Source organism: Rhodococcus sp. p52 (assembly GCF_000763325.2).
In the GTDB taxonomy this organism is placed as follows: domain Bacteria; phylum Actinomycetota; class Actinomycetes; order Mycobacteriales; family Mycobacteriaceae; genus Rhodococcus; species Rhodococcus pyridinivorans.
This window is the reverse complement of the sequence record NZ_CP016819.1, coordinates 1,743,777-1,768,527: the sequence shown is the minus strand read 5'-3', so window position 1 is coordinate 1,768,527 and position 24,751 is coordinate 1,743,777. Positions and strand designations below refer to the sequence as shown.

Below are 24,751 nucleotides of genomic sequence, written 5' to 3'. Positions count from 1 at the left end.
CCCTGAACAGGGGTTCGGCCCGGTGATTCGCTTTACGCGTTCTCCGGGCCGGATCTCTGCTTCACGAGCTTCTCTCTGTCGTCCGCGGACGTCTCATAAGCTCGATTCGCACCTTCGATGTTAGCTACATCACAGTGCGAACGCAAGCCCTTTTCACGACGCCGGCCGGACCGGGGCGAGGGGGAATCCCAGAGTCGCCCAGTCGTGCAGTCCCCCGCGGTAATAGGCGAGCGCGGACGAGGGATATCCGGCATCGATCAGCTTCCGGATCGCATCGGGCGACTGAGGGCACTGGGGACCGTTGCAGAAGACGATCGTCGTCCGGGCGGGGTCGAGCTCACCCCTCCTCTCGACGATATCCTCGTGCGGGATGTTCACGGCACCGGGGAGGCTCACCCCGCTCCGGGAATCGGGCACCCGCGTGTCCACCAGCGCAGCGCCCCGGTCGAGCAGTTCGATCACCTCGAGTTCACCGACGGTCGCCACGCCCGCCGCCACCTGCATCGGCTGCACCTCGCCCCAGGTCGTCTCCACCACCGTGCGGTCGGCTTCACCCTCCAGCGGGCGGGGAACGTTCTGGGGATCGCCGTCGCGCGTACGATCGGCACGCCTGATCTGCTGCTCGTTCGTCACGAGCCGGACTCTACGGGAGAGCAGTCGCGCTTCGCGAGATTGCCGGAATCCCACTCCCGCTGGGCGAGCATCGCCGTACCCATCCATCGTCGCAGGTAGCGGCGCAGATCGTCGTCGGAGCGTGGCGGGGTTCCCGGCGAGACGAAGAACGACTGCATCGTGCGCAGCACGTACTCGACCAACTCCGCGAGGGAGTCGTCGTCGTAGCCGTGTTCCTCCCAGTCGACGTCGAACCGCTTGATCATCGCCATGCCGAACATCCACGCCTCCTCCGAGGCGATCGCTTCGGGATGCGGGTTCGAATAGGTGCTCGACAGCAGGATGCCGAGATGCGGGGTGCGACGCCCCTCCGCGAGCGTGTAGACCACACCTTCGGTCATGGCCTCGACCGGATCGTCGAGTCCCGCGACCTGCCGGGTGAGTCGTTCCAGGAATCCTTCGACCGAGGCGATGGCGGCCGCACGCATGAGGGCGTCCGCGCTGGGGAAATAGCGGTAGACCGTCTGGCGGATCACCCCGAGGGACTGGGCCACATCGGCGATGTTGATCTCCGCGCCGGTCCGGTCGATCAGGTCGACGGCAGCGGCAACGATCCGCTGCGACGCCTCTTCGTCGTCGGCGGGAGGACTCCCACCCCACCCACGTCTACGTGCCACTTCGCGCTTCCTCGAGCCGTCGCCTGGAGAAGGCCCGACGGTAACACAGCCGACCTCGGTGGATGTGGTGCGAAACGGGCTCCCGCGGGCGAATGGGACACCTATCATACACATGACGCATTTCGTGTATGGTCACGTCGATCGGGGCCTCCCGGCTCGTTAGAGGTCCTCCCGACCGTGTCCCGAAACAGGTCCCCAGCCAGCCCGGCGTCGACGAGACGAGGTACCGCCCCATGACGAACCTGCAGGTCCGCAAGATGCGTTTCGCATTCGCGGATTACGACGTGCCGTTCCTGTGGAACGAGGAGAACCCGGCCTTCTCGAGCATGGCCAACGCCGTCTCGTTCCTCGCGATCGGCTTCGAGAAGATGATCGTCAACATGATCCGCGAGATCACCCCGCGCATCACCGATCCCGAGGTCCTCGAAGAGGCCAACGCCTTCATGTACCAGGAGGGGCAGCACTCCACCGCCCACCGGCAGCACGTGAAGGGACTGATCAAGAGCTATCCGGGGTTGCAGGAGACGCTCGACGACGTCATCGGCGCCTTCGACAAGCTCACCGCCGAGACTTCCCCCGAATACCGCCTCGCGTACACCGCCGATCTCGAGGCGACCTTCACTCCCGTCTTCAAGCTCATGCTCGACAACGACGCGGCGCTCTTCCGCCCCGGCGACGACCGGGTCGCCTCGTTGTTCATCTGGCATTTCGTCGAGGAGGTCGAACACCGCAGTTCGGCGCTCATCATCTTCGACGCGGTGGTCGGCAGCGATCTGTACCGCATGCGGCAGGCCCCCTCGGTGTTCAAGCACGTGCTCGACGTCATCGCCATCGCGTGCGAGGGCTTCAACAAGCATGTGCCGCTGCAGGAACGGAAGATCGACACGATGTCGATGTTCGCGTCGCACCGCCGTAAGCAGAACCTGCGGCGCCGGTTGCCGTTCCTCCAGTACCAGGATCACGGCCCGATGCCGCGCGCCTTCGACGTCCTGCCGCTCGGCGAACAGCTCGTCGCGCTGGTGGGCATCATCCGCAGCCAGATGCCCAAGCACAATCCCGACCACGAGAAGCTGCCGGCCCTCGCCGACGTGTGGTTCCGTCGATTCGACGAAGGCTACGACGTCTCGCACTGGTACACGGCGGAAACCGTGGGCGGGAGGAACAACTGATGTCGGACCTGTGCTCGCCCACCTTCGAGGACCTCTCGACCCGCCTCGGATTCTCGTGCGACGAAGCCGGGGGGATCTTCGAACTGCGCAGTCCGTTCGCGCTGGAGAACTGGACGCTGCCCGTCCTCGAGCTGACCATCGTGCTCGGGGCGGTGCTGATGCTCGTGTACGCGATCGTCCGGTTGCGGCGCACCGGTGACGCCACGAACCTCGTCGTCTGGCTCGGCACCCTCGCGTTCCTGTTCATCATCGAACCGCTGCTGTACTTCCCCGACGCCTTCGGCGTGGAGGACTACCTCGACACGATGTTCGCGCACAACGTGTTCACCGTCGAGTTCATGTGGGGACGCCTGCCGCTGTACATCATCGCGATCTACCCGATGATGGCGACGATCGCGTTCGACATCGTTCGGATGCTCGGGGTGTTCCGGCAGTACGGCACCGTCGTCGGCGCCGTCTGCGTGGGCTTCGTCCACCACGCCTTCTACGAGATCTTCGATCACCTCGGACCGCAGCTGCGGTGGTGGGAGTGGTCGCTCGACAACCCGATCAACCAGCCCTTCTTCGACTCCGTTCCGCTCCCGAGCGTCGTGGTCTTCGCTGCCCTGTGGCCGATGTCGCTCGCATTCTGCGCGCAGTTCTTCGTCGGCCGGCACATCGACGCCGGTCGCACCTTCGGCGGGCTCGAACTGACCTGGCGCACGGTCACCGTCGGACTACTCGCGTCCGTGGGTGTGGTGATCCTCCCTGCGCCGGCGACCGTCATCGGCATGGGCAGCACGACGGTTCGGGCAACGATCTACGCGGCCGAACTCGTGATCCTGTCGATCGTGGCGATCTACGTGCTCTCACGCCAGTGGTCCCGGCTGCGGAGTACACCCACGGATCGGCCCTATTCGAACGACCTCGTCCGCTGGTACGCCGTCGCCTATCTCGTCGTGATGACCGTGCTGTGGATCGGTGCTCTGCCCGACTGGTTCTCCGCCGTCGACGGGGTCACCGAGGCAGGCGACCCGATCGGTAGCCTGTGGTACACAGTCGCATGCTTCGCGGTCGCAATCGCCTGTGTCGCTGCGACCTTCACCGTCCCGCGCAGGGCCGATACGAGCCCGGACGACACCGCGTCGAAGACGCTCACCGAGGCCTGACGAATTCGGTGGTGCCCGACGTTCCGCTACGACGGAAGCCGGCCCGCGCTACCGCGCGTCGGCTCCGTCGAGCAACCACCGGTCGTCGACCCTCTTCAACGTGATGACGAAGCGGGTCGCGTCGGTGCGTCCCTCCGGCACGACGATGAACGAGGACACGGACCGCAGTGGTCCGGTCCCCGTTCGTTCGTACGAGGAGTGAGCCGGGGATCAGCCCTGGGCGACGGCGGGGAGACCGCCGCGGAGTTCACCCTTGACGACCTTGCCGCTCGCGTTGCGCGGCAGGGCGTCGACGATCACGACCTCCTTGGGGTGCTTGTACCGTGCGAGGTGCTCGTCCAGGTACGGCTGGAGCTCGTCGAGGGGGAGGTCGTCGTTGCCGGGCTTCAGCGCGACGACGGCGACGGGCACCTCGCCCCACTTCGCGTCGGGGCGACCGATGACCGCGGCCTCGAGCACCTTGGGGTGCCCGAACAGGACGTTCTCCACCTCGGCGCAGTAGATGTTCTCGCCACCCGAGATGATCATGTCCTTCTTGCGGTCGACGACGTAGACGAAGCCCTCCTCGTCGACGCGCACGAGGTCGCCGGAATGGAACCATCCGCCGTAGAATGCCTCGCTGGTAGCGGTGGGGTTGTTCCAGTACTCGCGCATCATGGTGGGACCGCGGTAGACGATCTCGCCGACCTCACCGGGAGCGACGTCGTTCATCTCGTCGTCGACCACACGCGCCTGGATTGTGGGGATGACCCTGCCCACGGAGCCGAGTTTGCGGATGGCGTCGTCGCCGTCGAGCACGCAGGTGATGGGCGACATCTCGGTCTGGCCGAAGACCGCCACGTTGAAGGCATCGGGGAAGGTCTCCGCCATGGCCCGCAGGATCGTGTCGGAGCTCGGCGCCGCACCCCAGGAGATGTTGCGCAGCTTCAACTTCCGCGGCTCGGCCTGCTGCGCGGCGCACATCGCCTGCCACTGCACCGGCACGAGAAACAGGCTGGTGACGTTCTCGGCCTCGAGCACGTCGAGCAGTTCCTCCGGGTCGAAGGCGCCGACCGGGTGGATGACGGTGGGCGTGCCGAGCATCAGGCTCGGCGCGATCGAGCCGAGGGCCGCGATGTGGAACATCGGCGACGCGCAGAAACCGATGCCCGATTCGTCGAACAGACGGAAGGCCCGGATGCAGGTGAGCGACTGCGCTTCGAGATTGGAGTGGGTGAGCACGGCGCCCTTGGGCCGGCCCGTCGTGCCCGAGGTGTACATGATGAGCGCGGGCGTGTCGTTCGGGATCTCCACCGGCGGGTGGGGTTCGCCCTCTTCGGCGACGAGTGCCTCGTAGGAGAGCGAGTCGCCTTCCGGCTCGACTCCGACCGTGATGGACAGTTCGATGCCCTCCGCCTGGCCACGCGCGGCGGCGGCGAGCGGGACGAGCGGCCCCTCCGCGACGATCGCCGTGGCGCCGGAATCGCCCACGAGGAAGGCGACCTCGGGTGCGGTGAGGCGGAAGTTCACCGGCACGGCGATGGCACCGAGGGCGTTGGCCGCGAGCACGATCTCGACGTACTCCGGACGGTTGAGCATGAGGATGATGATGCGGTCGCCGAAGCCGATGCCGCGACGCGAGAGTGCATCGGCGAGCTTCTCGACACGCGCGTCCAGCTGCGACCAGGTGATGGTCTCGCCGCGGAATCGGAAGGCCGTGCGATGGGGAATCATCAGGGCGTGGCGCGCCACCTGATTGTTCCAGTTGTTGCTACGGAAGCGGGTGGCGTCGGAGCCGACCGCTTCGGAAACGACAGAGGGGGGAACCATCGATGATCCTCTCGTGACGTGGCGGGAGGGCGGGCACGGCCTGTTCCGAGCCGTCGATGTGTGAGGCACATTACAGACCCGGAACGGTTTGGGCCAGAGCTTTTGTTAACGGAGATTCCACGAATGCGGACCGCCTCGCTCCAGGCGTCGTCGCCGAGCGAGAACGTGTGAAAGAGGCAGAAAACACTGGTCGAGCGTTGGTTTCACCGGACGGGAGCGGGTGTTCGACGAGCACGTCGGTCCCTGCTCCCGTCCGGAAAGTTCCTTGTCGATCCTCCTAGAACCATGCCGGGAAGGATCGTCCCGTCAGGCGAAGCGAGCGGGACGCTTGTCCAGCATCGCCATGGCACCCTCCGCGAAGTCGGCTGAGCCGAGGAGCTCGACCTGACCGTCCTTCTCCCGCGCGAGCACCGCGTCGAGCTCGCCGAGCGTCGAGGCGTTGAGGGCCCGCTTCGTCAGTTCCAGGGCACGTCGCGGACCGGATGCGGTCCGCGAGGCGACGGCGTCGACGTGCGCGGCGAGTTCGGCGTCGGGCAGGGTGCGGGCGACCAACCCGAACCGGTCGGCGTCCTGCGCGGACACCCGCTCGCCGAGCAGTGCCATCTCGGCGGCCCGGGCCCGCCCGATCGCGGCCGGAACCAACAGGCTCGCGCCGCCGTCGGGCATCAGTCCGATGTTGACGAAGGCGAGCAGGAAGTACGCGCTCTCGGCCGCGTAGGTGAGATCGGCCGCGAGGGCGATCGAGACCCCGACGCCCGCCGCGGGACCGTTGACCGCCGCGACGACGGGCACCGGGACGGATGCGATCGTCCGGACCAGTTCGTTGGCGGTGTCCATGACGACACCGGGGTCCTGCGGATCCGCCGCTCCCGCAGCCAGGTCCGCGCCCGTGCAGAACGCCGATCCCTCACCGGTGACGACGATCGTACGGACGCGTTCGTCGTCGCCGGCCGCCTTCACCGCGTCGCTCAGCGTCTTCATCGTGGTCAGGTCGATCGCGTTCATCCGGCGCGGACGCGTGATGGTCAGTCGCAGGATGCCGTCGGCGAGTTCGGACCGCAGGCTCTCGGTGGTGGTCGAGGTCATGCGCGCACCGCCCGATCTGCACCGGCGATGTCGTTCAGGCGACCCGTGATGATGGCCTCCGCCTCGGCGACCATGCGGTCGACCAGTTCTCCGACGGTGGGGATGTCGTGGATGAGCCCCTGGCTCTGCCCGGCCGTCCAGATGCCGGCGTCGAGTTCGCCGTCCTCGAAGACCTTGCGGCCTCGGGCGCCGGCGACCAGGTGGGCGATGTCGCCGAATTCGGCTCCGCGCGATTCGATCTCGACAACCTCTTCGCTCACCGCGTTGGTGGCGACACGAGCGGTGTTGCGCAGCGTGCGGAAGATGAGCTTCGTGTCGAGTTCGGTGTTGCGGACGATCTGCTCCTTGACCTCGTGGGCCACGGGCGATTCGACCGTGCACATGAAGCGGGTGCCCATGTTGACACCGTCGGCGCCGAGCGCGAGTGCCGCCACGAGCCCGCGGGAATCGGCGATGCCGCCCGACGCGATCACGGGAATACTGAGCTTGCTCGTCGCGGCGGGGATGAGGATCAGGCCCGGAACGTCGTCCTCGCCCGGGTGCCCGGCGCACTCGAAGCCGTCGATGCTCACGGCGTCCACGCCGATGCGCTCGGCCTTGACCGCGTGCCGCACGCTCGTGCACTTGTGGATCACCTTGATGCCGGCATCCTTGAAGTGCGGCAGGTGGTCGGCCGGGTTGAAGCCGGCGGTCTCGACGATCTTCACGCCCGAGTCGATGATCGCCTGGCGGTACTCGGCGTACGGCGGCGGATCGATCGACGGCAGGATGGTGAGGTTGACACCGAACGGCTTGTCGGTGAGTTCGCGTGTCCGTTCGATCTCGCGGACGAGATCCTCCGGGGTGGGCTGGGTCAGTGCAGTGATGAAGCCGAGCGCTCCCGCCTCCGCCACGGCGGCCACGAGTTCGGCGCGGCCGACCCACATCATGCCTCCCTGGACGATGGGATGCTCCACCCCGAAAATCTCGGTGAATCGGGTTCTCACGAGTCCTCCTCGGTCCTTCGAAAAGTGCCGCTGTCGTGACGGTTCCGTATGCGCCCAGCGGTGACGCAGCTGAAGAATTGGTGCTAACTTTGCGGTCTGGGTGCTGGCTTGTCAATACGTTCTGCCCTGCAGTTTTGGCCATTCTTACCCAAAAGTAGTGTTTCTCCGCAGGGGGTTCGACTGTTACCTTTGAGGCCGACGAACATTCACCGCGACATCGCGGCCGGCAACAGGATCCACGACGAGGAGGCAGGGTGCCCGAACAAGCGCAGGCCGGGGCACGCACAGCCGCCAAGACCGGCACCCCGACCCCCACCGTGCGGCGCCGGCCGAAGAACCGCAAAGCACAGATCGCCACGGTCGCGGCCGAGGCGTTCAGCGAACGCGGCTACCACGGCGTGAGCATCGACGAGATCGCCACTGCCGTCGGCATCTCCGGCCCCGCCCTGTACCGGCACTTCCCGAACAAGTACGCCCTGTTCCACCACGCCGTGGTCACCCTCGCCGACGCCCTCGGTGCCGCCCTCGCGGAGTTCGACGAGCAGAGCGGAGCGAACGCCACCGGACTCGCCGCCGCCGAGGAGCTCGAACGCAAACTCCTCGCGCTCATCCGCACCACGATCGAGAACCGCCGGACGGGCGGGTTGTACCGCTGGGAACGCCGCTACCTCACGGGTGAGGACCACAGCGAGATCCGCTCGAAGACGCGGGCACTCAACCGCCATCTCGCCCGCACGGCCGCGCGGCTGCGGCCCGATCTCACCGACGACGACTACGTGCTGCTCAGCAGCGCGATGCTCAGCGTCATCGGCTCCATCACCACTCACCGCGTTCCACTGTCCAACCAGCGCCTGCAGCAGCTGCTGCTCGACGCGTGCACAGCGGTCGCGGCAACCGACCTGGTGCCCGACATCGACGAACCCGCACCGACTCCCGAGCCGGGCGGGTTGTCCGTGGCGAACAAGCGCGAGGTCCTCCTGCACGAGGCCGTGCTGCTCTTCGACGCCCGGGGCTATCACGAGGTGAGCATCGAGGAGATCGGTGCTGCGGCAGGTATCAACGCGTCCGGCGTCTACCGTCACTTCGCGAGCAAGGCCGATCTGCTCGCCGCCGCCTTCCACCGGGCCGGTGATCGCGTCGCGATGATCATCGGCGAAACGCTCACCGACTCGACGACCTCCGCGCAGGCCCTCGACGTCCTCACCGAGGCGTACGTCCGGATGTCGTTCGAGAACAGCGAACTGATGTCGGTGTACTTCGCCGAGATCGGCAACCTGCCCGCGCACCATCGCAGCGACCTGCGGAACATCCAGCGGCTCAACATCGAGGAATGGGCCCGTCTGGTCGGGGAGCTCCGCCCCGAGCTGCCCGCCGTCGAATGCCGTTTCCTCGTGCACGCCGCGCTCAACCTCGTGCTCGACACCGGCAACCTCGTGCACTTCCTGCCCACCCCCTCCCGGCAGCGCAGGGTGCAGCAACTGATGCTCTCGGTACTGCTCGGCGACACCGGTTCGCCGGAGGCGGTGGGATGACCCGCACCAGGGCCGCAGCGGTACTCCGCGAGTACGGTGCACCGCTGAGGCTCGAGACCGTGACCGTGCCCGAACTGCGCGACGACGAAGTGCTCGTACAGATCCACGGGGTCGGGATCTGCCACACCGACCTCACCGCCGCCACGGGAGGCGTTCCCGTCCCGAGGCCCGTCGTACCGGGACACGAGGGTGCCGGAGTCGTCACGGAACAGGGTTCGACGATCGTCGTCTTCGATCTCGGCGCCGTCGGCACGGCCGCGGTGATGACAGAACGGATTTCCTTGTGCGAGAACATCATCGTCGTCGCCCCCGATCCACGACGGCACGGGCTCGCGCGATCGCTCGGGGCCACCGAGGTCCTCTCCCCCGACGATCACGACGACCTCGGACGCCATCTGCGTCGCCTCACCGGCGGTGGAGCCGGCGATGCGGTGGAGTCCGTGGGCGCCCAATCCGTGATCCGGCAGGCACTGTCGTCGCTGACCAGCCCCGGTGTCTCGTTCCCGAGCTGGCCGCGCCGTGGCGCGACGGGCACTTTCCACTCGACGAACTCGTGCAGACCTTCGATTTCACGAAACTCGACGACGCTCTCGCCGCTGTCGCCTCCGGCGAGATCATCAGAGCCGTAATCACCTTCGACATCCGGGGGAACACATGAACGTCGTCCAGCGACTCGAGGAACTGCGCGCCCGCACCGACCGGATCGATCCTCGCGAACTCGATGCCCTCTGGGAGCATCTCGCTCCGGCACGACTCGACGATCTCGTCGGATACCGGTGGAAGGGTTACAGTTTCGACACCGGGCACCGCACCCACACACTGCTCGGCAGGTCGCGGTGGTACGGAAAGACGTTCGCGTCGGTGTCCGAGGTCCAGCCGCTCGTGTGCTACGGCGAGGACGGCGAGTTGTTCTCCGACACGAAGACCGGACGCGGCGAAGCGAGCCTGTGGGAGATCGTCTTCCGCGGTGAGGTGACGGCGACGATGGTCTACGACGGCATGCCGGTCTTCGACCACTTCAAGAAGGTCGACGACGACACCGTCGTCGGGGTGATGAACGGCAAGGGCTCGCTGGTGTTCGACGACGGCGAGCACTACTGGTTCGGTCTCGAACGCGACACCGCCGTGTGATCGTCGGACGGGAAACGCACAGTGGCCGGACGCGCGTCCGGCCACTCGGCGTTCTCGGCGGAGAGCTCAGATGACGTGTCCGTGCGCCTTCATCCGGCGGCGCATGTCGTTGAGGTAGTAGGTGGCCGACAGCTGTCGGATCGGCCTGGGCACCGCGCGGTAGATCGGCGGGGCCACCTTCCAGAACAGGTCGAAGCGCCGCTGGTCGCGCGGGCTCCACGGCAGCGCGAATTCGTCGCGCATGCGTTGCGGGAGAAGACCGATCGTCATGAAGCGCTGCAGCGGCACGAGGGCGCGAACGGGAAGCGGGGCGTCACCGCCGGTGAGGAGATCGCGGGTGAACGAACGCACCTTCCGGTCGACCTCGAAGGTCGCGATCATCTCGTCCCAGTACCTGTCGAACTCCTCCCGCGTCTTCGGCCACATGTCGGCCTCGACCTGCAGGGCCGTGCCGTAGACCGCGGACTGGCGGTAGATGCGTTCGATGTCGGCATCGGTGACAGGCCCGAACATCCGCCGGTACATGTCGACACCGTTACGGTACAGCGTTGCGGCGACCCACAACTGGAGTTCGGGATCGAAGGCGTTGTAGGTCTCCGAGCGCACCGGGACGTGCGCCTTGTTGACCATCCGGACGATCTGCTTCTTCTCCTCGGGAGTACCGAGCGTGACCGCGTAGACGTAGGTCATCGTGGTGCGCAACCGGTCGAGCGGCCGCTGCAGGGTGGTGCTGTGATCGGCGACGCCGTGCCCGACACCGCGCGATGCCAGCTGCAGGAGGACCGTCGCGCCGGCGCCGAGCAGGAGCATCGACTCTCCGACGAAGTCGGCCAGTTCGACCGAGCCCGCCGGAAGCGGAGCGTGGGTCGCCACCGGTTCGTCGGTGGTGACGGTGGGGACGCGCTCTTCGGCGTGGGTCGTCATCGGAGGTCTCCTGATGGTGAAAGCACTGGTGCAGCACTGTCATACAAATTGCGCACACCCGTACTCAGATATGCAAGTGCCTATCCGGGAGGCGAATCGACACCCGCTCGCTCGCGGTGGGCGACCAGACGCGCGGCCGCGTCCTCGAACTGCACCAGCGTCTGCGTGATCACCTCGCTGTGGTCCTGCGCGGCGATCGCCTCGATCAGCTTCGTGTGCGATCGGATGGCGAGCGTTCCCCACTCGGCGTCGCGCGCGTAGAGGCGGTACGGAATCGTGCGCGCGGCTGCGTTGAGGAACCACGCGAGCTTGGGGCTGTCGGCGATGCGGTTGAGCTCACGATGGAAGTCGAACTCCGCGTCGGCGATCCGCTCGATATCGGGTGCCACTCCCTCCGGGGCAACGACGAGCCTGCGCAGCCTCTCGTTGAGTTCGGCCAGACGCTCGAGGTCGGCCGGCGTAGCACGGTCGACCGCTCGGAGCGCGAGCTCGACGGCGATCTGCCCCTGCAGCCAGAAGATGTCGTCGATGTCGCCGCGCGTGAGGGGCGAGACCCGGTAGCCGCGGTTCGGGGCGGATTCGACCATCCCCTCCCCGCGCAGCGTCAGCAGCGCCTCCCGGACCGGGGTGACGCTGACGCCGAGTTCGACGGCGGTCTCGTCGAGCCGGATGAAGTCGCCCGGACGCAACACGCCGGACATGATCGAGCCGCGGAGGTGACCGGCCACCTCGTCGGAAAGCTGCGGACGGCGCCGTACGGCCCCCTCCGAACGTCGGGATGCCGCAGCGTGATCCGCCGCTGTCCCGGGGCTACGTGTCGGTGCCGCCATCGTGTCTCCTGTAGGAATCCGGACAACTGCGCACGGGGGTTGTCCAATTGTCCCGCGAACGCCTAATGTGATGTCCACTACAGCTATCACATCAAATATATGTGATGTGGTTCACCAGGAAGTGTCGAACATGACCCAGAACCTCACCAGTCCGAAGAACGCGAAGAGCAGCTCGAACAAGGCATCCACGGCAGCGAACACCGACACCTTCGCCAGCCTCGACCCCCGGAACGGCGAGATGATCGCCGAGTATCCGGTCGCCGACGAGGCCGCCGTGGGCGCGGCCGTCGAGCGCGCCCGCGTCGCCGCGCGCTGGTGGGAGGCGCAGGGCTTCCGCGGCCGCCGCGACTGGCTCCTCGAGTTCAAGAAGGCCATCGCATCCGACGCGACCTCGCTCGCATCGGTGGTGGCGAAGGAGACCGGTAAGCCCTTCGGCGACGCCTTCCTCGAAGTCATGCTGGCGGTCGAGCACCTCGACTGGGCGGCCAAGAACGCCAAGAAGGTGCTCAGGCCCCGCAAGGTGCCCTCGGGCGTCGCGAGCTTCAACCAGGCCGCAACCCTCGAGTACAAGCCCCTCGGTGTCATCGGCGTGATCGGCCCCTGGAACTACCCCGTGTACACCCCGATGGGTTCGATCGCCTACTCGCTGGCCGCCGGCAACGCCGTCGTCTTCAAGCCGAGCGAGCTCACCCCCGGTGTTGCGAAGTGGCTCGAGGACAAGTGGAACTCGATCGCCCCCACCCAGCCGGTCTTCCAGGTCATCACCGGTCTCGGTGAGACGGGTTCGGCGCTCGTGCGTTCGGGTGTCGACAAGGTCGCCTTCACCGGCTCCGGCCCCACCGCCCGCAAGGTCATGGCGGTGTGCGCCGAGTCGCTCACCCCGCTCGTCGCCGAATGCGGCGGCAAGGACGCGATGATCGTCGCGGCCGACGCGAACATCGACGAGGCCGTCGAGTTCGCCGCCTTCGGCGCCTTCGGCAACGCCGGCCAGACCTGCGCGGGCGTCGAGCGCATCTACGTCGAGGAGCCTGTCTACCGCGAGTTCCTCGACAAGCTCACCGCCACCGTCCGGCGCGCGAAGCCGGGCGGCGACGAAGACTCCACCTACGGCCCTATGACGCTTCCGCGCCAGGTCGACATCGTGCGCAGTCACATCGAGGACGCCCTGAAGTCCGGTGGCAAGGCCGTCCTCGGCGGACTCGATTCGGTGCAGGAGCGCATCGTCGAGCCCGTCATCCTCACCGACGTGCCCGAGACCTCGGCCGCGGTGTGCGAGGAGACCTTCGGCCCGACGGTCGTCGTCAACAAGGTTCGCGACCTCGACGAGGCCGTCGAACGCGCGAACGGCACGAACTACGGTCTCGGTGCGTCGATCTTCACGCGCAACAAGAAGAAAGGCCGTCAGCTCGCCGAACGCCTGCGCAACGGCATGGTGTCGGTCAACTCGGTGCTCGGCTTCGCCGCCATCGCCTCGTTGCCCTTCGGCGGCATCGGCGAGTCCGGCTTCGGCCGCATCCACGGCGCCGACGGCCTGCGCGAGTTCAGCCGTCCCAAGTCGGTCACGGTGGCGAAGTTCAGCTCGCCGCTCAAACTCATGAGCCTCGAGCGTCCGGAGCGCGATCTGAAAATCTCGCGAGCGATGCTCCAGTTCATGCACGGAAGGTGAGCCGATGACGACCACTCCCCCGCGCACTCGCAGCCGAAAGGCCGCCGTCGTCGCGAAGCCCGAGGCACGCATCGAGAAGGCCGGTACGTTCCCACCCCCGAACAGGGACCCGCACCCGAAGCGTGGGCGGATGGGCTGGGTCGAGGTGATCGAGGAGCTCGACCCGGTCACGCAGCACCAGGACATCGTGCGGATCACCGCCGGTTACGAGTTCCCGTGGGACTACCAGCGGTCGCTCGAGTTCGCCCTCTTCCGCACGTACTGCGTGCCCAGCATCTCGGAGTTGCTCGCCCGCACCGGCGAGTTCGAGAAGCGGCCGCAGAAGCGGTACGACGACACGGCGCTGCTGATGGCCGAGCTGGTCGAGCACGGCTACGACGCCGAGCGGGGACGCGAGTCGCTGCGCAACATCAACCGGATGCACGGCAAGTACTCGATCGACAACGACGACATGCTGTACGTCCTGTCGACCTTCGTGTACGACCCGCTCGACTGGATCGACCGCTACGGGTGGCGTCGCCTGCACCCGAAGGAGCGGCTGGCGTCGTTCTACTTCTACCGCCAGGTGGGCATCCGGATGGGCATCAAGGACATCCCGGAGTCGTTCCAGGAGTTCCACCGGTTCAAGCTCGAATACGAGCGCGAGAAGTTCACCTACAGCGACGACAACCACGCCATCGGCACCTACACGCTGCGCCTGTTCCAGTCGTGGTACCCGAAGGTGCTGAACAAGGGCATCGAGAAGGTCGTTTTCGCGCTGATCGACGACCGCATGGCGTCGGCGTTCGGTTTCCCGAAGAGCTCACCGCAGGTGACGGAGATCGTCGAGGGCGCGCTGCGGGCACGGTCGGCGTTCGTGCGGCGACTGCCGAAGCGACGCGTGTCGCTGTCGGCGGGCAACGCCACCAACCGGACGTATCCGGGTTACCCCCTCGGTTACCGTCCGAACGATCTGGGCGTCGAACACTGACGCACCGACAGACCTGGGGGACAGGAGGGGCGGCCCCGCATTCCGGTTTCACCACCGGGGTGCAGGGCCGTAACTGTTCCGGGAGGGCGGGCCGGGGTCAGTTCTCGACGGGCCGCAGGGCCTGCTTCGACGGGAGTGCGAAGCCCGAGACGAAGACGACCACGGCGCAACCGGCGCACACGAGGTAGGCGATCACGAAGCCCGCGGTGCCGATGCCGAGCCCGCCCCCGAGGGTGTGAGCCGCGAGCACCGAGGCGACGACCGCGCTGCAGACGGTGCTGCCCACGGTGCGGAGCAGGACGTTGACGCCGTTCGCCGCGGCGTTCTGCGACAGCGGCACCGCGCCGAGGAGGAGCACCGGCAGCGTGCAGTACACGAGCGACGTGCCGATCGCCGCGACGAAGATGGCGGCGACGACGAGCCACAGCGGCTTGCCGGGCACCGCGTGGACGCTGTAGCCGGCGAGCAGGAAGACCGCTCCGGTCATGATCGTGATCTTGGGTCCGAAACGTTCGGTGATCCGGGAGGCCACGATCGCGAAGATCATCATCGCGAAGCTCGCGGCGAGCTGGCAGGCCGCGGCCTGGAGGATGGTCAGGTCGTATCCGGCTCCGTGCCCGGACGGCGCTTGCAGCAACTGTGTGGTGATGAGGGTGTTGCCGTAGAAGGCGAACCCGACGAGCAGTGCCGACAGGTGCGGCGCGAGGACGGAACGGCGGGCCGAGACACGCAGGTCGACGAGCGGGGTGCGGTTGCGCAGCTGCTGCACTCCCCAGAGCACGAACAGCAGCACCGACGCGGCGAACGAGAGCAGCACTGCGGGGCTCGTCCAGCCCCACGTGCTGCCCTGGGTGATGGGCACGAGCAGGCACACCAGGGCGGCGGACAGGCCGGCGGCGCCCACGGCGTCGAAGCGACCGCCGGTGCGGGTGTCCGATTCCGGGATGACGATCCACGCCGCGAGGGCGACACCGGCGCCGATGGCGGCGGTGGTCCAGAAGAGCAGGTGCCAATCGGCGAACTGGACGATGGCGGCAGCGAACGGGATACCGACCGCGGTGCCGATGCCGAGGGTGGAACTGAGCATCGCGATCGAGCGCTCCACGTGCTCACGGGGCAGGACCTCGCGAAGGATCGCCATGCCGATCGGCAGCACCGCCGCGCCGGCGCCCTGCAGGCCACGGGCGACGATGAGCAGTCCGATGTCCGAGGTCAGCGCGCAGATCAACGAGCCGAGTGTCATAAGCGAGAACGCGATGAGGAGCATCCGCTTCTTGCCGATCATGTCGGCGAGACGGCCGAAGATGGGCGTCATCACCGCACCGACCAGCAGGGTGCTCGTCACCAGCCACGAGACGGCGGTGGTTCCGGCGCCGGTGAAGCCCGGCATGCTCGGCAGGAGCGGCACCATAACGGTCTGCATGATGGCCTGGAAGACGGCGCCGACCGCGAGAACCGGGAAGACGAAATGCCGCAGGTTGCGCGTCTTCTTCTCCGCCGGTCCGCTCACCTTCGTCGTTCCGGACGCTGAGCGCGTCGGCGCGGCGGCGGACCTACCCGCCACGTGCAGGCGCAGGGGGAGCGAGATCGACATCGACACCCCCTCTCGCCAAACAGGTAAATAGCCGTTCACCACATTAGGTGAACGGCTATTTACCCTCAAGAGTAGTGACCAAGGTCATTCGTGCCGCTAAGAACCGTCTCCGTCGAGCAACCGCTGAACCAGCGGCGCGTACATGGCCACAACTTCCTCGACCGTGCCGGTCGCGCGCTCCTGCATCATGCGGCGCCGCATGATCGCCAACCCCATCACCGCCGACATCGCCAGCTCGGCCCGGAGACGGGCATCCGACCCCGGCAGCCGCGCGGCGAGCGCGTCGACCATCTGCGCGGAGTAGTTGTCGCGGAGCATGCGGTTGCTCTCCTCGCTGCCCCCGCTCATGAACAGGATGTTCATCGACAATGGCTTGTAGGGGTCGAGCGGGCGGGCGAGCATCGCGACCATCCGCTCCCCCAGGCTCTCGAGCGGCCCGTCGAACAGCACCTGCGCGCCGTACTGGAAGTCGACGAGCTCCTCGTACAACTGCTCCTTCGAGCCGAAGTACTTGATGATCAGCGGGGCGCTGACCCCCGCTTCCTCCGCGATGTCCTTGAGCGTGATGTCGCGGTAGGGGCGCGTCGCAAACGCCTTCCCCGCAGCCTCGATGATCAGCTTCCGGGTCTCGTCGGAAGTCCGGCGACGCTTCTCGGGCTCACCCCGGTGCGATGCCTCCGTGCTGCGCACGGTCACATCGCCCGCCTCCCCGACAACGCTCGCCCGAGCGTCAGCTCGTCGGCGAACTCGAGATCGCCGCCCATCGGCAGACCCGACGCGAGGCGGGTGACGCTCAGCCCCGGGAAGTCGCGCAGCATACGCACCAGATAGGTGGCCGTCGCCTCGCCCTCCGTATTGGGGTCGGTCGCGATGATCACCTCGGAGACGTCGACGCCGTCCTCCTGGTTGCCGATGCGGGTGAGCAGTTCGCGGATGTGCAGCTGGTCGGGGCCGACGCCATTGAGCGGGTCGAGCGCACCACCGAGGACGTGATAGCGCCCCCGGAACTCCCGGGTGCGTTCGATCGCCTGCACGTCCTTCGGTTCCTCGACCACGCAGATCACCGTGCGGTCGCGGCGAGGATCGGAGCAGATGCGGCAACGCCGCTGGTCGGAGACCGTTCCGCAGACCTCGCAGAACTGCACGCCGTCGCGGATCCGCTGCAGCGCCGCCTGCAGGCGGTCGATCTCGGGCGGCTCGACCGAGAGCAGATGGAACGCGATGCGCTGGGCACTCTTCGGGCCGACGCCCGGAAGCTTGCCCAGCTCGTCGATGAGGTCCTGTACCGGTCCTTCGTACAACGCCGACCTCTAGAAACCGGGCAGGCCGGGGATTCCGCCGCCGAGCCCACCCGCGAGCGGACCGAGCTTCTCGGCCGCGATCTCCTGGGCCTTCGCCGAGGCGTCGGCGATCGCACCGACCACCAGATCCTGCAGGGTCTCGACGTCCTCGGGGTCGACGACCTTCGGATCGATCTTCACGGACACGACCTCGCCCGTGCCCTTCACCGTCGCGGTCACGAGGCCACCGCCGGCCTGGCCGGTGACCTCCGCCTGCGCCATCTCGTTCTGCGCAGCGACGAGTTGCTGCTGCATCTGCTGGGCCTGAGCGAGGAGTTGCTGCATGTCGGGCATTCCACCACCGGGTTGCACGGCACGTCCTTTCTGCACGTTTGTGATGCCAGCCTAGTCGCCGCGCATCGGGGTGGACACAGACGCCGAGGTCGACCGAACCGGGCTCAGTCGACTTCCTTCTTCAGGTTCTCGAGCACCTGCTGCTGGATCTTCTTCAGGCCGAGCGGCGCGAACGTCTTCTCGAAGAAGCCCTTGACGCCACCGGCACCCTTCCACTGAGTGAGCACGACGACCGTCGAACCCGTCCCGTTCGGCACGACGCTGTAGGTCGTCACGAGCGTCGAGTTCGCGTCCGTCTCCGTGACGGTACTGCCCTTCACCGACACGGTGGCCTGCACGTCGCGCTGACGCTTCTCCGTGGCCTGGAGGATCCAGTGCACGACGGTGCCGTCGCCGCGACCACCGGAGATCACGCGGTAGTCGCGGTAGTGCTCGGTGAGGATGCGCGGGCGCACGGTCTCGTAGTCGGCCAGGGCGGTGAGCACCACCTCGGGAGCTGCCGCCAACTGGATCGAACTGCTTGCGCTGACCTGTGCCATGAACGACTCCTTCTGCTTCTTCCGCGCTGATGCGGGCTCGAATGTGCCTGTGACGACAGCATCCATCCTGCCCTGCGCGTTCCGGGACGGATGCGACCGCCGGGTCTATTGTGGACGTGCCACTGATGCGCCGCTCCGGAGGAGTCGAATGCAGATGCCGAGATCGTCAGGTGTGAAGGTCCCGTACGGGGAGGCGGTACACCGCCAGGGTGTAGACCGCCTGCTGCGCTCGTACAGCGCGATTCCGGCCGACGCGCCCGTGCGACTCGCGAAGAAGACGTCGAACCTCTTCCGGGCACGCGCCGCGGCGAACGCGCCGGGGCTCGACGTCTCCGGTCTCGGCGGTGTCATCTCCGTCGACCCGCAGGCCCGCACCGCCGACGTCGCCGGCATGTGCACCTACGAGGACCTCGTCGACGCGACCCTGCCCTACGGCCTCGCACCGTTGGTCGTCCCACAGCTGAAGACGATCACGCTCGGCGGCGCCGTCACCGGGCTCGGCATCGAGTCGACGTCCTTCCGCAACGGCCTCCCCCACGAGTCCGTGCTCGAGATGGACATCCTGACCGGGTCCGGCGAGATCATCACGGCCCGCCCGGAGGGTGAGCACGCCGATCTGTTCCACGGCTTCCCCAACTCGTACGGTTCGCTCGGGTACGCCACGCGCCTGCGCATCGCACTCGAACCGGTGAAACGTTTCGTCGCACTGCGTCACCTGCGTTTCGACACGATCGCCGATCTGCAGTCCGCCCTCGCGCGGATCGTCGACGAACGGACCTGGGACGGCACACCGGTCGACTATCTCGACGGTGTCGTCTTCTCCGCGACCGAGAGCTACCTGACGCTCGGCACACAGACCGACGAGCCGGGTCCCGTCAGCGATTACACCGGGCAGGACATCTACTACCGGTCGATCCAGCACGTCTCCGTCAACCGCCCCAAGGAGGATCGGCTCACGATCCGCGACTATCTGTGGCGGTGGGACACCGACTGGTTCTGGTGCTCCCGGGCTTTCGGCGCCCAGAACCCGAAGATCCGCCGGATGTGGCCGAAGCAGTTGCTGCGCAGCAGTTTCTACTGGAAGCTCATCGCGCTCGACCACAAGTATTCGGTGGCCGACCGGATCGAGGCACGCAAGGGCAATCCACCCCGCGAGCGCGTCGTGCAGGACATCGAGGTCCCGCTCGAACGCACGCAGGAGTTCGTCGAGTGGTTCCTCGACGAAATTCCCATCGAGCCGATCTGGTTGTGCCCCTTGAAGTTGCGCGACATCGAGTCGTCCCCGGACGCCGGCCGTCCGAGCACCTCGGACGCCCAGCGTCCCTGGCCGCTGTACCCGCTCGAGCCGAAGCGCGCCTATGTGAACGTCGGGTTCTGGTCGTCCGTTCCCATCGTGCCCGGCGCCGAGGAGGGCGCCGCCAACCGGCTGATCGAGAAGAAGGTCGCCGAACTCGACGGGCACAAATCGCTCTACTCGGACTCCTACTACTCGAAGGACGAGTTCGAGAAGCTCTATTACGGCGGCGGTGAATACCCCGCTCTCAAGCAGAAATACGACCCTCGGTCCCGTCTACTGGACCTGTTTTCGAAGGCGGTGCAACGAAAGTGACCATATTCAGGACCGAGAACGATCGGTCCACCGAGGACAGGCTCGCGCTCGCCCAGATCGTGGAGATCGTGACCGGCGGCGACATGCCGTTGCGCTTCACGGCCTACGACGGATCGGCGGCCGGTCCCGAGGACTCTCCCTACGGTCTACATCTCGCGTCGCCCAAGGGCGCGACGTACATCGCCACGGCCCCCGGCGATCTGGGTATGGCACGGGCGTACATCTCGGGCGATCTCCAGGCGAAGGGAGTGCATCCCGGCAACCCCTACGAGTTGCTCGCCTCGCTCGGCGACCTGCACTTCGAGCGTCCCCCGGCACGTATCCTCGCGCAGATCGCCCGGTCGCTCGGCACCGAACTGCTCAAGCCGATCGCACCGCCGCCGCAGGAGCACCTGCCGCGCTGGCGCCGCATCGCCGAGGGTCTGCGGCACTCGAAATCGCGCGACGCCGAGGTCATCCATCACCACTACGACGTGTCCAACGAGTTCTACGAGTACGTTCTCGGCCCCTCGATGACGTACACCTGCGCCGTCTTCGAATCCGAGAATCAGAGCCTCGAGGACGCCCAGGAGAACAAGTACCGTCTGGTCTTCGAGAAGCTGCGGTTGAAGCCGGGCGACCGCCTGCTCGACATCGGTTGCGGCTGGGGCGGGATGGTGCGTTACGCCGCTCGGCGCGGTGTGAAGGCCCTCGGCGTGACGCTCTCCAAGGAGCAGGCCGAATGGGCGCAGAAGGCCATCGTCGAGGAGGGCCTGAGCGACCTGGCGGAGGTCCGGCACTCCGACTACCGCGACGTGCCCGAGGAAGGATTCGACGCCATCTCGTCGATCGGCCTGACCGAGCACATCGGTGTCGCCAACTATCCGGCCTACTTCCGGTTCCTCCACGGCAAACTGCGGGTGGGCGGTCTGCTGCTCAACCACTGCATCACCCGGCCGACCAACAACACCCGCGCCAAGGCCGGCGGGTTCATCGACCGGTACGTCTTCCCCGACGGGGAGCTCACCGGTTCGGGTCGCATCATCACCGAGGCGCAGAACATCGGCTTCGAGGTGATGCACGAGGAGAACCTGCGCGAGCACTACGCCCTGACGCTGAAGGGCTGGTGCGAGTACCTCGAGAAGCACTGGCAGGCCTGCGTCGCCGAGGTCGGTGAGGGCACGGCCCGCCTGTGGGGCCTGTACATGGCAGGCTCGCGCCTCGGCTTCGAACGCAACGTGGTCCAGCTGCACCAGGTGCTCGCGGTCAAGCTCGGCGACGACAAGAAGCCGCAGACGCCGCTGCGCCCCTGGTGGGTCGCCTAACCGACCCCATCGGCGCGAAAACAGAAGAGCGCGAACGGGAAGGGCTCCCGACGCCGTGGCGTCGGGAGCCCTTCCGTGCAACCGTCGTGTGCGTCAGCTGCGCAGCGACGCCGGCGGGTTGAAGCGCTCGCCGTACTTGGCGGCGAGTTCCTCGGCGCGCTTGACGAAGCCTTCCTTGCCACCCGGGTAGCCGACGATGTACTGAGCGACACCACCGGTCCAGGCCGGGAAGCCGATGCCGAAGATCGAGCCGATGTTGGCGTCGGCGGTGGTCTCGAGAACACCCTCGTCGAAGCACTTCTGGGTCTCGATCGCCTCGGCGAAGAGCATGCGGTCGATCAGATCCTGCAGCGGCACATCGAGGGTCGCCTCGGTCTTGAAGTGATCGCGCACACCCTGCCAGATGCCCTGACGCTTGCCGTTCTCGTCGTACTCGTAGAAGCCGGCCTTCTCGAGACGACCCGGACGACCCTGCTCGACCATCCAGTCGACCACGTCGAGTGCGGGATGACGCGTGGTGCCGAGCTTGGTGTCGCCCTGCTTGGCGGCCTCCTCGGATTCCTTCGCGATCTTCTGCATGAGCTTCATGTTCAGCTCGTCGGTCAGCTGCAGCGGCGGAGCCGGGTAACCCGCCTGCGAACCGGCCTGCTCGATGGTCGCGGGCTCGATGCCCTCGCCGAGCATGGCGATGGCCTCGTTGACGAACGTGCCGATCACGCGCGAGGTGAAGAAGCCGCGGCTGTCGTTGACGACGATCGGGGTCTTGCGGATCGCGAGCGTGTAGTCGAACACGCGGGCCAGGGCCTCGTCGGAGGTCTTCTCACCCTTGATGATCTCGACCAGAGGCATCTTGTCGACCGGCGAGAAGAAGTGGATACCGATGAAGTCCTCGGGACGCTTGACGCCGGTCGCGAGACCGGTGATGGGCAGCGTCGAGGTGTTCGAGCCGAGCAGCGCGTCGGGATCGACGATGTCTTCGATCTCCTGGAACACCTTGTGCTTGAGCTCGGTGTTCTCGAACACTGCCTCGATGACGAAGTCGACGCCCGCGAAGTCGGCGGGGGCGGCCGTCGGCGTGATGCGGTCGAGCAGAGCCTTCGACTTCTCCTCGGTGGTCTTGCCACGCGAGAGAGCCTTGGCCTCGATCTTCTCCGAGTAGTTCTTGCCACGCTCGGCGGCCTCGAGGGTGACGTCCTTGAGGACGACCTCGTAACCGGCCTTGGCGGAGACGTAGGCGATGCCGGCGCCCATCATGCCCGCACCGAGAACGCCGATCTTCTTGATCTCGCGCTTCGGCACGTCCTTCGGACGCGAAGCGCCCGAGTTGATGGACTGCATGTCGAAGAAGAACGCCTGGATCATGTTCTTCGCGACCTGGCCGGTGGCGAGTTCGACGAAGTACCGCGACTCGATGGTCGACGCATTGTCGAAGTCCACCTGCGAGCCCTCGACGGCGGCGGCCATGATGGCGCGCGGAGCCGGCATCGGGGCGCCCTTGATCTGCTTGCGCAGGTTCGCGGGGGAGGCCGGAAGGTTCGCGGCGAAGGCCGGGCTGGAAGGGGTGCCGCCGGGGATCTTGTAGCCCTTGACATCCCACGGCTGGATGCCGCCCTCGGGGTTGGCCTTGATCCATTCCTTGGCGGCCGGAACGAGTTCCTCGACGCTACCCACGACGTCGTGGACCAGGCCGATCTCCTTGGCCTTGACCGCGTTGTACTTGTTGCCCTGCAGCAGAACCGAGAGCAGCGCCGTCTGGATGCCGAGCAGGCGCACGGTGCGGGTGATGCCACCGCCACCGGGGAGCAGGCCGAGGCTGACCTCGGGCAGACCGATCTGCACGCCCTTGACATCGGCAGCGATGCGGCGATGCGTCGCGAGGGCGATTTCGAGGCCGCCACCGAGAGCCGCGCCGTTGATGGCGGCGACGACGGGCTTACCGAGGGTCTCGAGACGACGCAGGTCGGCCTTGATGCCCTGAACCTCGTCGAACGCGACCTGCGCGTCGTCGGGGCCGATCGCGATGATGTTGCGCAGGTCGCCGCCGGCGAAGAAGGTCTTCTTCGCGGAGGTGATCACCACACCGGTGATGGAGTCCTGCTCCTCGTACAGACGGTCGACGGTGGCCTTCATCGACGCCTTGTACAGCTCGTTCATCGTGTTGGCGCCCTGGTTCGGATCGTCGAGTGTCAGCACAACGATGCCGTCGGCGTCCTTATCCCAGGAAATCATGTTGTCGCTCACTGTTTTTCGAATTCCTTCCGGTGTCAGACGCGCTCGATGATGGTGGCCACACCCATGCCGCCACCGATGCACAGGGTGACGAGGGCGCGCTTGGCTCCGCGGCGCTCGAGCTCGTCGATCATGGTGCCGGTGATCATGGCGCCGGTGGCGCCGAGCGGGTGGCCCATCGCGATGGCGCCGCCGTTGACGTTGAGCTTCTCGTCCGGGATGTTCAGGTCCTTCTGGAACTTCAGGACGACGGAGGCGAACGCCTCGTTGATCTCGAACAGGTCGATGTCGTCGACCGTCAGGCCCGCCGAAGCGAGAACCTTGTGCGCGGCCGGCGTGGGGCCGGTGAGCATGATCGTCGAGTCGGCACCGGAGGTGGCCGTGGCGACGACGCGGGCACGCGGGGTCAGACCGAGGTCCTTGCCGGCCTGCTCGGAACCGACGAGCACGAGTGCCGCGCCGTCGACGATGCCCGAGCTGTTGCCGCCGTGGTGGACGTGATCGATCTTCTCGACGAAGTGGTACTTCTGCTGTGCCACGGCGTCGAAGCCGCCCATCTCACCGATGGTCGCGAACGACGGCTGCAGCTTGGCCAGACCCTCGAGGGTCGTGTCCGGACGCATGTGCTCGTCCTGATCGAGGATGGTCAGGCCGTTCTGGTCCTTGACCGGCACGACCGACTTGGAGAAGTAGCCGCCCGACCAGGCTGCCGCCGCGAGCTGCTGCGAACGCAGTGCGTAGGCGTCGACGTCCTCGCGGGTGAAGCCCTCGATGGTCGCGATGAGATCGGCGGAGATGCCCTGGGGAACCAGGTAGCTGTCGTAGTTGGTGGCGGGATCGAGCATCCACGCGCCACCGTCGGAGCCCATGGAGACACGCGACATGGACTCGACGCCGCCGGCGAGAACGAGCTCGTCCCAGCCGGAGCGGACCTTCTGCGCAGCCATGTTGACGGCTTCGAGGCCCGACGCGCAGAACCGGTTGATCTGCACGCCGCCCGTGGTGGCCGGCAGGTTCGCGATGGTGACAGCGGTGCGGGCGATGTCGGCACCCTGATCGCCGACGGGGCTGACGACACCGAGGATCAGGTCGGAGATACGGTTCTCGTCGAGATCGGGGAATCGAACACGCAGCTCGTCGATCAGGCCCGTAACCAGGGAGATCGGCTTGACGGAGTGCAAAGAGCCCGTCTTCTTGCCTCGGCCGCGTGGTGTTCGGATGGCTTCATAGATGAATGCCTCGGTGGTCACAGTGCGCAGGTTCCTTCCCGTGCTTGCGGAGCGACAGCACCCACGGCCCTGC

The 24,751-nt window shown here is 66.7% G+C and carries 23 protein-coding genes; 9 read left to right on the top strand and 14 right to left on the bottom strand.

The genetic code is table 11. The annotated features are described in order from the left end of the window. Positions 1 to 153: 153 nt before the first annotated feature. Positions 154 to 633, bottom strand: a complete 480-nt coding sequence (locus IM25_RS08150) for a rhodanese-like domain-containing protein (RefSeq protein ID WP_006552455.1) — start codon at positions 631 to 633, stop codon at positions 154 to 156. After that, the gene (locus IM25_RS08145; RefSeq protein WP_065995941.1) at positions 630 to 1,289 is read right to left on the bottom strand and encodes a TetR/AcrR family transcriptional regulator; all 660 of its coding nucleotides are present in this window, start codon (positions 1,287 to 1,289) and stop codon (positions 630 to 632) included. Before IM25_RS08145 ends, IM25_RS08150 begins: the two co-directional genes overlap by 4 nt. A 233-nt stretch (positions 1,290 to 1,522) precedes the next feature. Here IM25_RS08145 and IM25_RS08140 point away from each other — a divergent pair, with 233 nt between their 5' ends. Then, positions 1,523 to 2,458 (top strand): metal-dependent hydrolase, encoded by a 936-nt coding sequence (locus IM25_RS08140; RefSeq protein ID WP_006552457.1) that lies wholly within the window; start codon positions 1,523 to 1,525, stop codon positions 2,456 to 2,458. Continuing rightward, the gene (locus tag IM25_RS08135) at positions 2,458 to 3,606 is read left to right on the top strand and encodes a hypothetical protein (protein WP_033097920.1); all 1,149 of its coding nucleotides are present in this window, start codon (positions 2,458 to 2,460) and stop codon (positions 3,604 to 3,606) included. The genes IM25_RS08140 and IM25_RS08135 overlap by 1 nt, the downstream gene beginning before the upstream one ends. 210 nt (positions 3,607 to 3,816) lie before the next feature. Here the strand turns inward: IM25_RS08135 and fadD5 are convergent, their stop codons facing one another. From fadD5 to IM25_RS08120, 3 genes are all read right to left on the bottom strand, one after another. Further along, positions 3,817 to 5,415, bottom strand: a complete 1,599-nt coding sequence (fadD5, locus tag IM25_RS08130) for a fatty-acid--CoA ligase FadD5 (RefSeq protein ID WP_065995940.1) — start codon at positions 5,413 to 5,415, stop codon at positions 3,817 to 3,819. Between the two features lie 306 nt (positions 5,416 to 5,721). Next, positions 5,722 to 6,501: an enoyl-CoA hydratase gene (locus tag IM25_RS08125; RefSeq protein ID WP_006552460.1), complete on the bottom strand. Its 780-nt coding sequence runs from the start codon at positions 6,499 to 6,501 to the stop codon at positions 5,722 to 5,724. Beyond that, entirely contained in the window at positions 6,498 to 7,487 is a 990-nt protein-coding gene (locus IM25_RS08120) for an NAD(P)H-dependent flavin oxidoreductase (RefSeq protein ID WP_006552461.1), read from the bottom strand. The genes IM25_RS08125 and IM25_RS08120 overlap by 4 nt, the downstream gene beginning before the upstream one ends. Positions 7,488 to 7,741: 254 nt before the next feature. On the opposite strand from IM25_RS08120, the gene IM25_RS08115 reads away from it, so the two are divergent. Genes IM25_RS08115 through IM25_RS08105 form a run of 3 tightly spaced genes read left to right on the top strand, consistent with a single transcriptional unit; the run spans position 7,742 to position 10,150 of the window. Further along, positions 7,742 to 9,019 carry a TetR/AcrR family transcriptional regulator gene (locus IM25_RS08115; RefSeq protein WP_033097922.1) on the top strand — a complete coding sequence of 426 codons (1,278 nt, stop codon included), beginning with the start codon at positions 7,742 to 7,744 and terminating at the stop codon, positions 9,017 to 9,019. Then, on the top strand, positions 9,016 to 9,648 hold the full coding sequence (locus IM25_RS08110; protein ID WP_006552463.1) for a zinc-binding dehydrogenase: 633 nt from the start codon (positions 9,016 to 9,018) through the stop codon (positions 9,646 to 9,648). Before IM25_RS08115 ends, IM25_RS08110 begins: the two co-directional genes overlap by 4 nt. 25 nt (positions 9,649 to 9,673) lie before the next feature. Next, positions 9,674 to 10,150 carry a DUF4334 domain-containing protein gene (locus IM25_RS08105; RefSeq protein ID WP_006552464.1) on the top strand — a complete coding sequence of 159 codons (477 nt, stop codon included), beginning with the start codon at positions 9,674 to 9,676 and terminating at the stop codon, positions 10,148 to 10,150. Positions 10,151 to 10,216: 66 nt separating this feature from the next. On the opposite strand, the gene IM25_RS08100 is transcribed toward IM25_RS08105, so the two are convergent. Next, the gene (locus IM25_RS08100) at positions 10,217 to 11,074 is read right to left on the bottom strand and encodes an oxygenase MpaB family protein (protein WP_065995939.1); all 858 of its coding nucleotides are present in this window, start codon (positions 11,072 to 11,074) and stop codon (positions 10,217 to 10,219) included. A gap of 80 nt (positions 11,075 to 11,154) precedes the next feature. Continuing rightward, positions 11,155 to 11,904 (bottom strand): GntR family transcriptional regulator, encoded by a 750-nt coding sequence (locus IM25_RS08095; protein ID WP_167414234.1) that lies wholly within the window; start codon positions 11,902 to 11,904, stop codon positions 11,155 to 11,157. A gap of 130 nt (positions 11,905 to 12,034) precedes the next feature. On the opposite strand from IM25_RS08095, the gene IM25_RS08090 reads away from it, so the two are divergent. Then, positions 12,035 to 13,570, top strand: a complete 1,536-nt coding sequence (locus IM25_RS08090; RefSeq protein WP_033097924.1) for an aldehyde dehydrogenase family protein — start codon at positions 12,035 to 12,037, stop codon at positions 13,568 to 13,570. A gap of 4 nt (positions 13,571 to 13,574) precedes the next feature. Further along, complete coding sequence (locus IM25_RS08085) at positions 13,575 to 14,540, top strand: oxygenase MpaB family protein (protein WP_006552468.1); 966 nt, start codon at positions 13,575 to 13,577, stop codon at positions 14,538 to 14,540. 97 nt (positions 14,541 to 14,637) lie between these two features. Here IM25_RS08085 and IM25_RS08080 read toward each other — a convergent pair whose 3' ends face one another. From IM25_RS08080 to IM25_RS08060, 5 genes are all read right to left on the bottom strand, one after another. Next, positions 14,638 to 16,134 carry an MFS transporter gene (locus IM25_RS08080; RefSeq protein WP_232333425.1) on the bottom strand — a complete coding sequence of 499 codons (1,497 nt, stop codon included), beginning with the start codon at positions 16,132 to 16,134 and terminating at the stop codon, positions 14,638 to 14,640. Between the two features lie 96 nt (positions 16,135 to 16,230). After that, positions 16,231 to 16,830, bottom strand: a complete 600-nt coding sequence (locus IM25_RS08075; protein WP_065995938.1) for a TetR/AcrR family transcriptional regulator — start codon at positions 16,828 to 16,830, stop codon at positions 16,231 to 16,233. Then, positions 16,827 to 17,435: a recombination mediator RecR gene (gene recR, locus IM25_RS08070; RefSeq protein WP_019290261.1), complete on the bottom strand. Its 609-nt coding sequence runs from the start codon at positions 17,433 to 17,435 to the stop codon at positions 16,827 to 16,829. The genes IM25_RS08075 and recR overlap by 4 nt, the downstream gene beginning before the upstream one ends. Before the next feature lie 9 nt (positions 17,436 to 17,444). Continuing rightward, on the bottom strand, positions 17,445 to 17,768 hold the full coding sequence (locus tag IM25_RS08065; protein ID WP_019290262.1) for a YbaB/EbfC family nucleoid-associated protein: 324 nt from the start codon (positions 17,766 to 17,768) through the stop codon (positions 17,445 to 17,447). Positions 17,769 to 17,872: 104 nt separating this feature from the next. Next, positions 17,873 to 18,307 carry an SRPBCC family protein gene (locus IM25_RS08060; RefSeq protein ID WP_006552473.1) on the bottom strand — a complete coding sequence of 145 codons (435 nt, stop codon included), beginning with the start codon at positions 18,305 to 18,307 and terminating at the stop codon, positions 17,873 to 17,875. Positions 18,308 to 18,455: 148 nt separating this feature from the next. Here IM25_RS08060 and IM25_RS08055 point away from each other — a divergent pair, with 148 nt between their 5' ends. Both IM25_RS08055 and IM25_RS08050 read left to right on the top strand, forming a co-directional pair. After that, positions 18,456 to 19,916 (top strand): FAD-binding oxidoreductase, encoded by a 1,461-nt coding sequence (locus IM25_RS08055; RefSeq protein WP_033097925.1) that lies wholly within the window; start codon positions 18,456 to 18,458, stop codon positions 19,914 to 19,916. After that, complete coding sequence (locus IM25_RS08050; RefSeq protein WP_033097926.1) at positions 19,913 to 21,220, top strand: class I SAM-dependent methyltransferase; 1,308 nt, start codon at positions 19,913 to 19,915, stop codon at positions 21,218 to 21,220. The genes IM25_RS08055 and IM25_RS08050 overlap by 4 nt, the downstream gene beginning before the upstream one ends. A gap of 93 nt (positions 21,221 to 21,313) precedes the next feature. Here the strand turns inward: IM25_RS08050 and IM25_RS08045 are convergent, their stop codons facing one another. Continuing rightward, positions 21,314 to 23,461, bottom strand: a complete 2,148-nt coding sequence (locus IM25_RS08045; RefSeq protein ID WP_198162548.1) for a 3-hydroxyacyl-CoA dehydrogenase NAD-binding domain-containing protein — start codon at positions 23,459 to 23,461, stop codon at positions 21,314 to 21,316. 23 nt (positions 23,462 to 23,484) lie between these two features. Then, on the bottom strand, positions 23,485 to 24,699 hold the full coding sequence (locus tag IM25_RS08040; RefSeq protein ID WP_006552477.1) for an acetyl-CoA C-acetyltransferase: 1,215 nt from the start codon (positions 24,697 to 24,699) through the stop codon (positions 23,485 to 23,487). Positions 24,700 to 24,751 lie beyond the last annotated feature (52 nt).

Excerpts from the sequence above, each read along its gene's own strand:
- IM25_RS08140 (WP_006552457.1), top strand. The coding sequence starts at position 1,523 with ATGACGAACCTGCAGGTCCGCAAGATGCGTTTCGCATTCGCGGATTAC.
- IM25_RS08135 (WP_033097920.1), top strand. The coding sequence starts at position 2,458 with ATGTCGGACCTGTGCTCGCCCACCTTCGAGGACCTCTCGACCCGCCTC.
- fadD5 (WP_065995940.1), bottom strand. The coding sequence starts at position 5,415 with ATGGTTCCCCCCTCTGTCGTTTCCGAAGCGGTCGGCTCCGACGCCACC.
- IM25_RS08125 (WP_006552460.1), bottom strand. The coding sequence starts at position 6,501 with ATGACCTCGACCACCACCGAGAGCCTGCGGTCCGAACTCGCCGACGGC.
- IM25_RS08110 (WP_006552463.1), top strand. The coding sequence starts at position 9,016 with ATGACCCGCACCAGGGCCGCAGCGGTACTCCGCGAGTACGGTGCACCG.
- IM25_RS08105 (WP_006552464.1), top strand. The coding sequence starts at position 9,674 with ATGAACGTCGTCCAGCGACTCGAGGAACTGCGCGCCCGCACCGACCGG.
- IM25_RS08100 (WP_065995939.1), bottom strand. The coding sequence starts at position 11,074 with ATGACGACCCACGCCGAAGAGCGCGTCCCCACCGTCACCACCGACGAA.
- IM25_RS08095 (WP_167414234.1), bottom strand. The coding sequence starts at position 11,904 with ATGGCGGCACCGACACGTAGCCCCGGGACAGCGGCGGATCACGCTGCG.
- IM25_RS08090 (WP_033097924.1), top strand. The coding sequence starts at position 12,035 with ATGACCCAGAACCTCACCAGTCCGAAGAACGCGAAGAGCAGCTCGAAC.
- IM25_RS08085 (WP_006552468.1), top strand. The coding sequence starts at position 13,575 with ATGACGACCACTCCCCCGCGCACTCGCAGCCGAAAGGCCGCCGTCGTC.
- IM25_RS08080 (WP_232333425.1), bottom strand. The coding sequence starts at position 16,134 with ATGTCGATCTCGCTCCCCCTGCGCCTGCACGTGGCGGGTAGGTCCGCC.
- IM25_RS08065 (WP_019290262.1), bottom strand. The coding sequence starts at position 17,768 with ATGCCCGACATGCAGCAACTCCTCGCTCAGGCCCAGCAGATGCAGCAG.
- IM25_RS08060 (WP_006552473.1), bottom strand. The coding sequence starts at position 18,307 with ATGGCACAGGTCAGCGCAAGCAGTTCGATCCAGTTGGCGGCAGCTCCC.
- IM25_RS08055 (WP_033097925.1), top strand. The coding sequence starts at position 18,456 with ATGCAGATGCCGAGATCGTCAGGTGTGAAGGTCCCGTACGGGGAGGCG.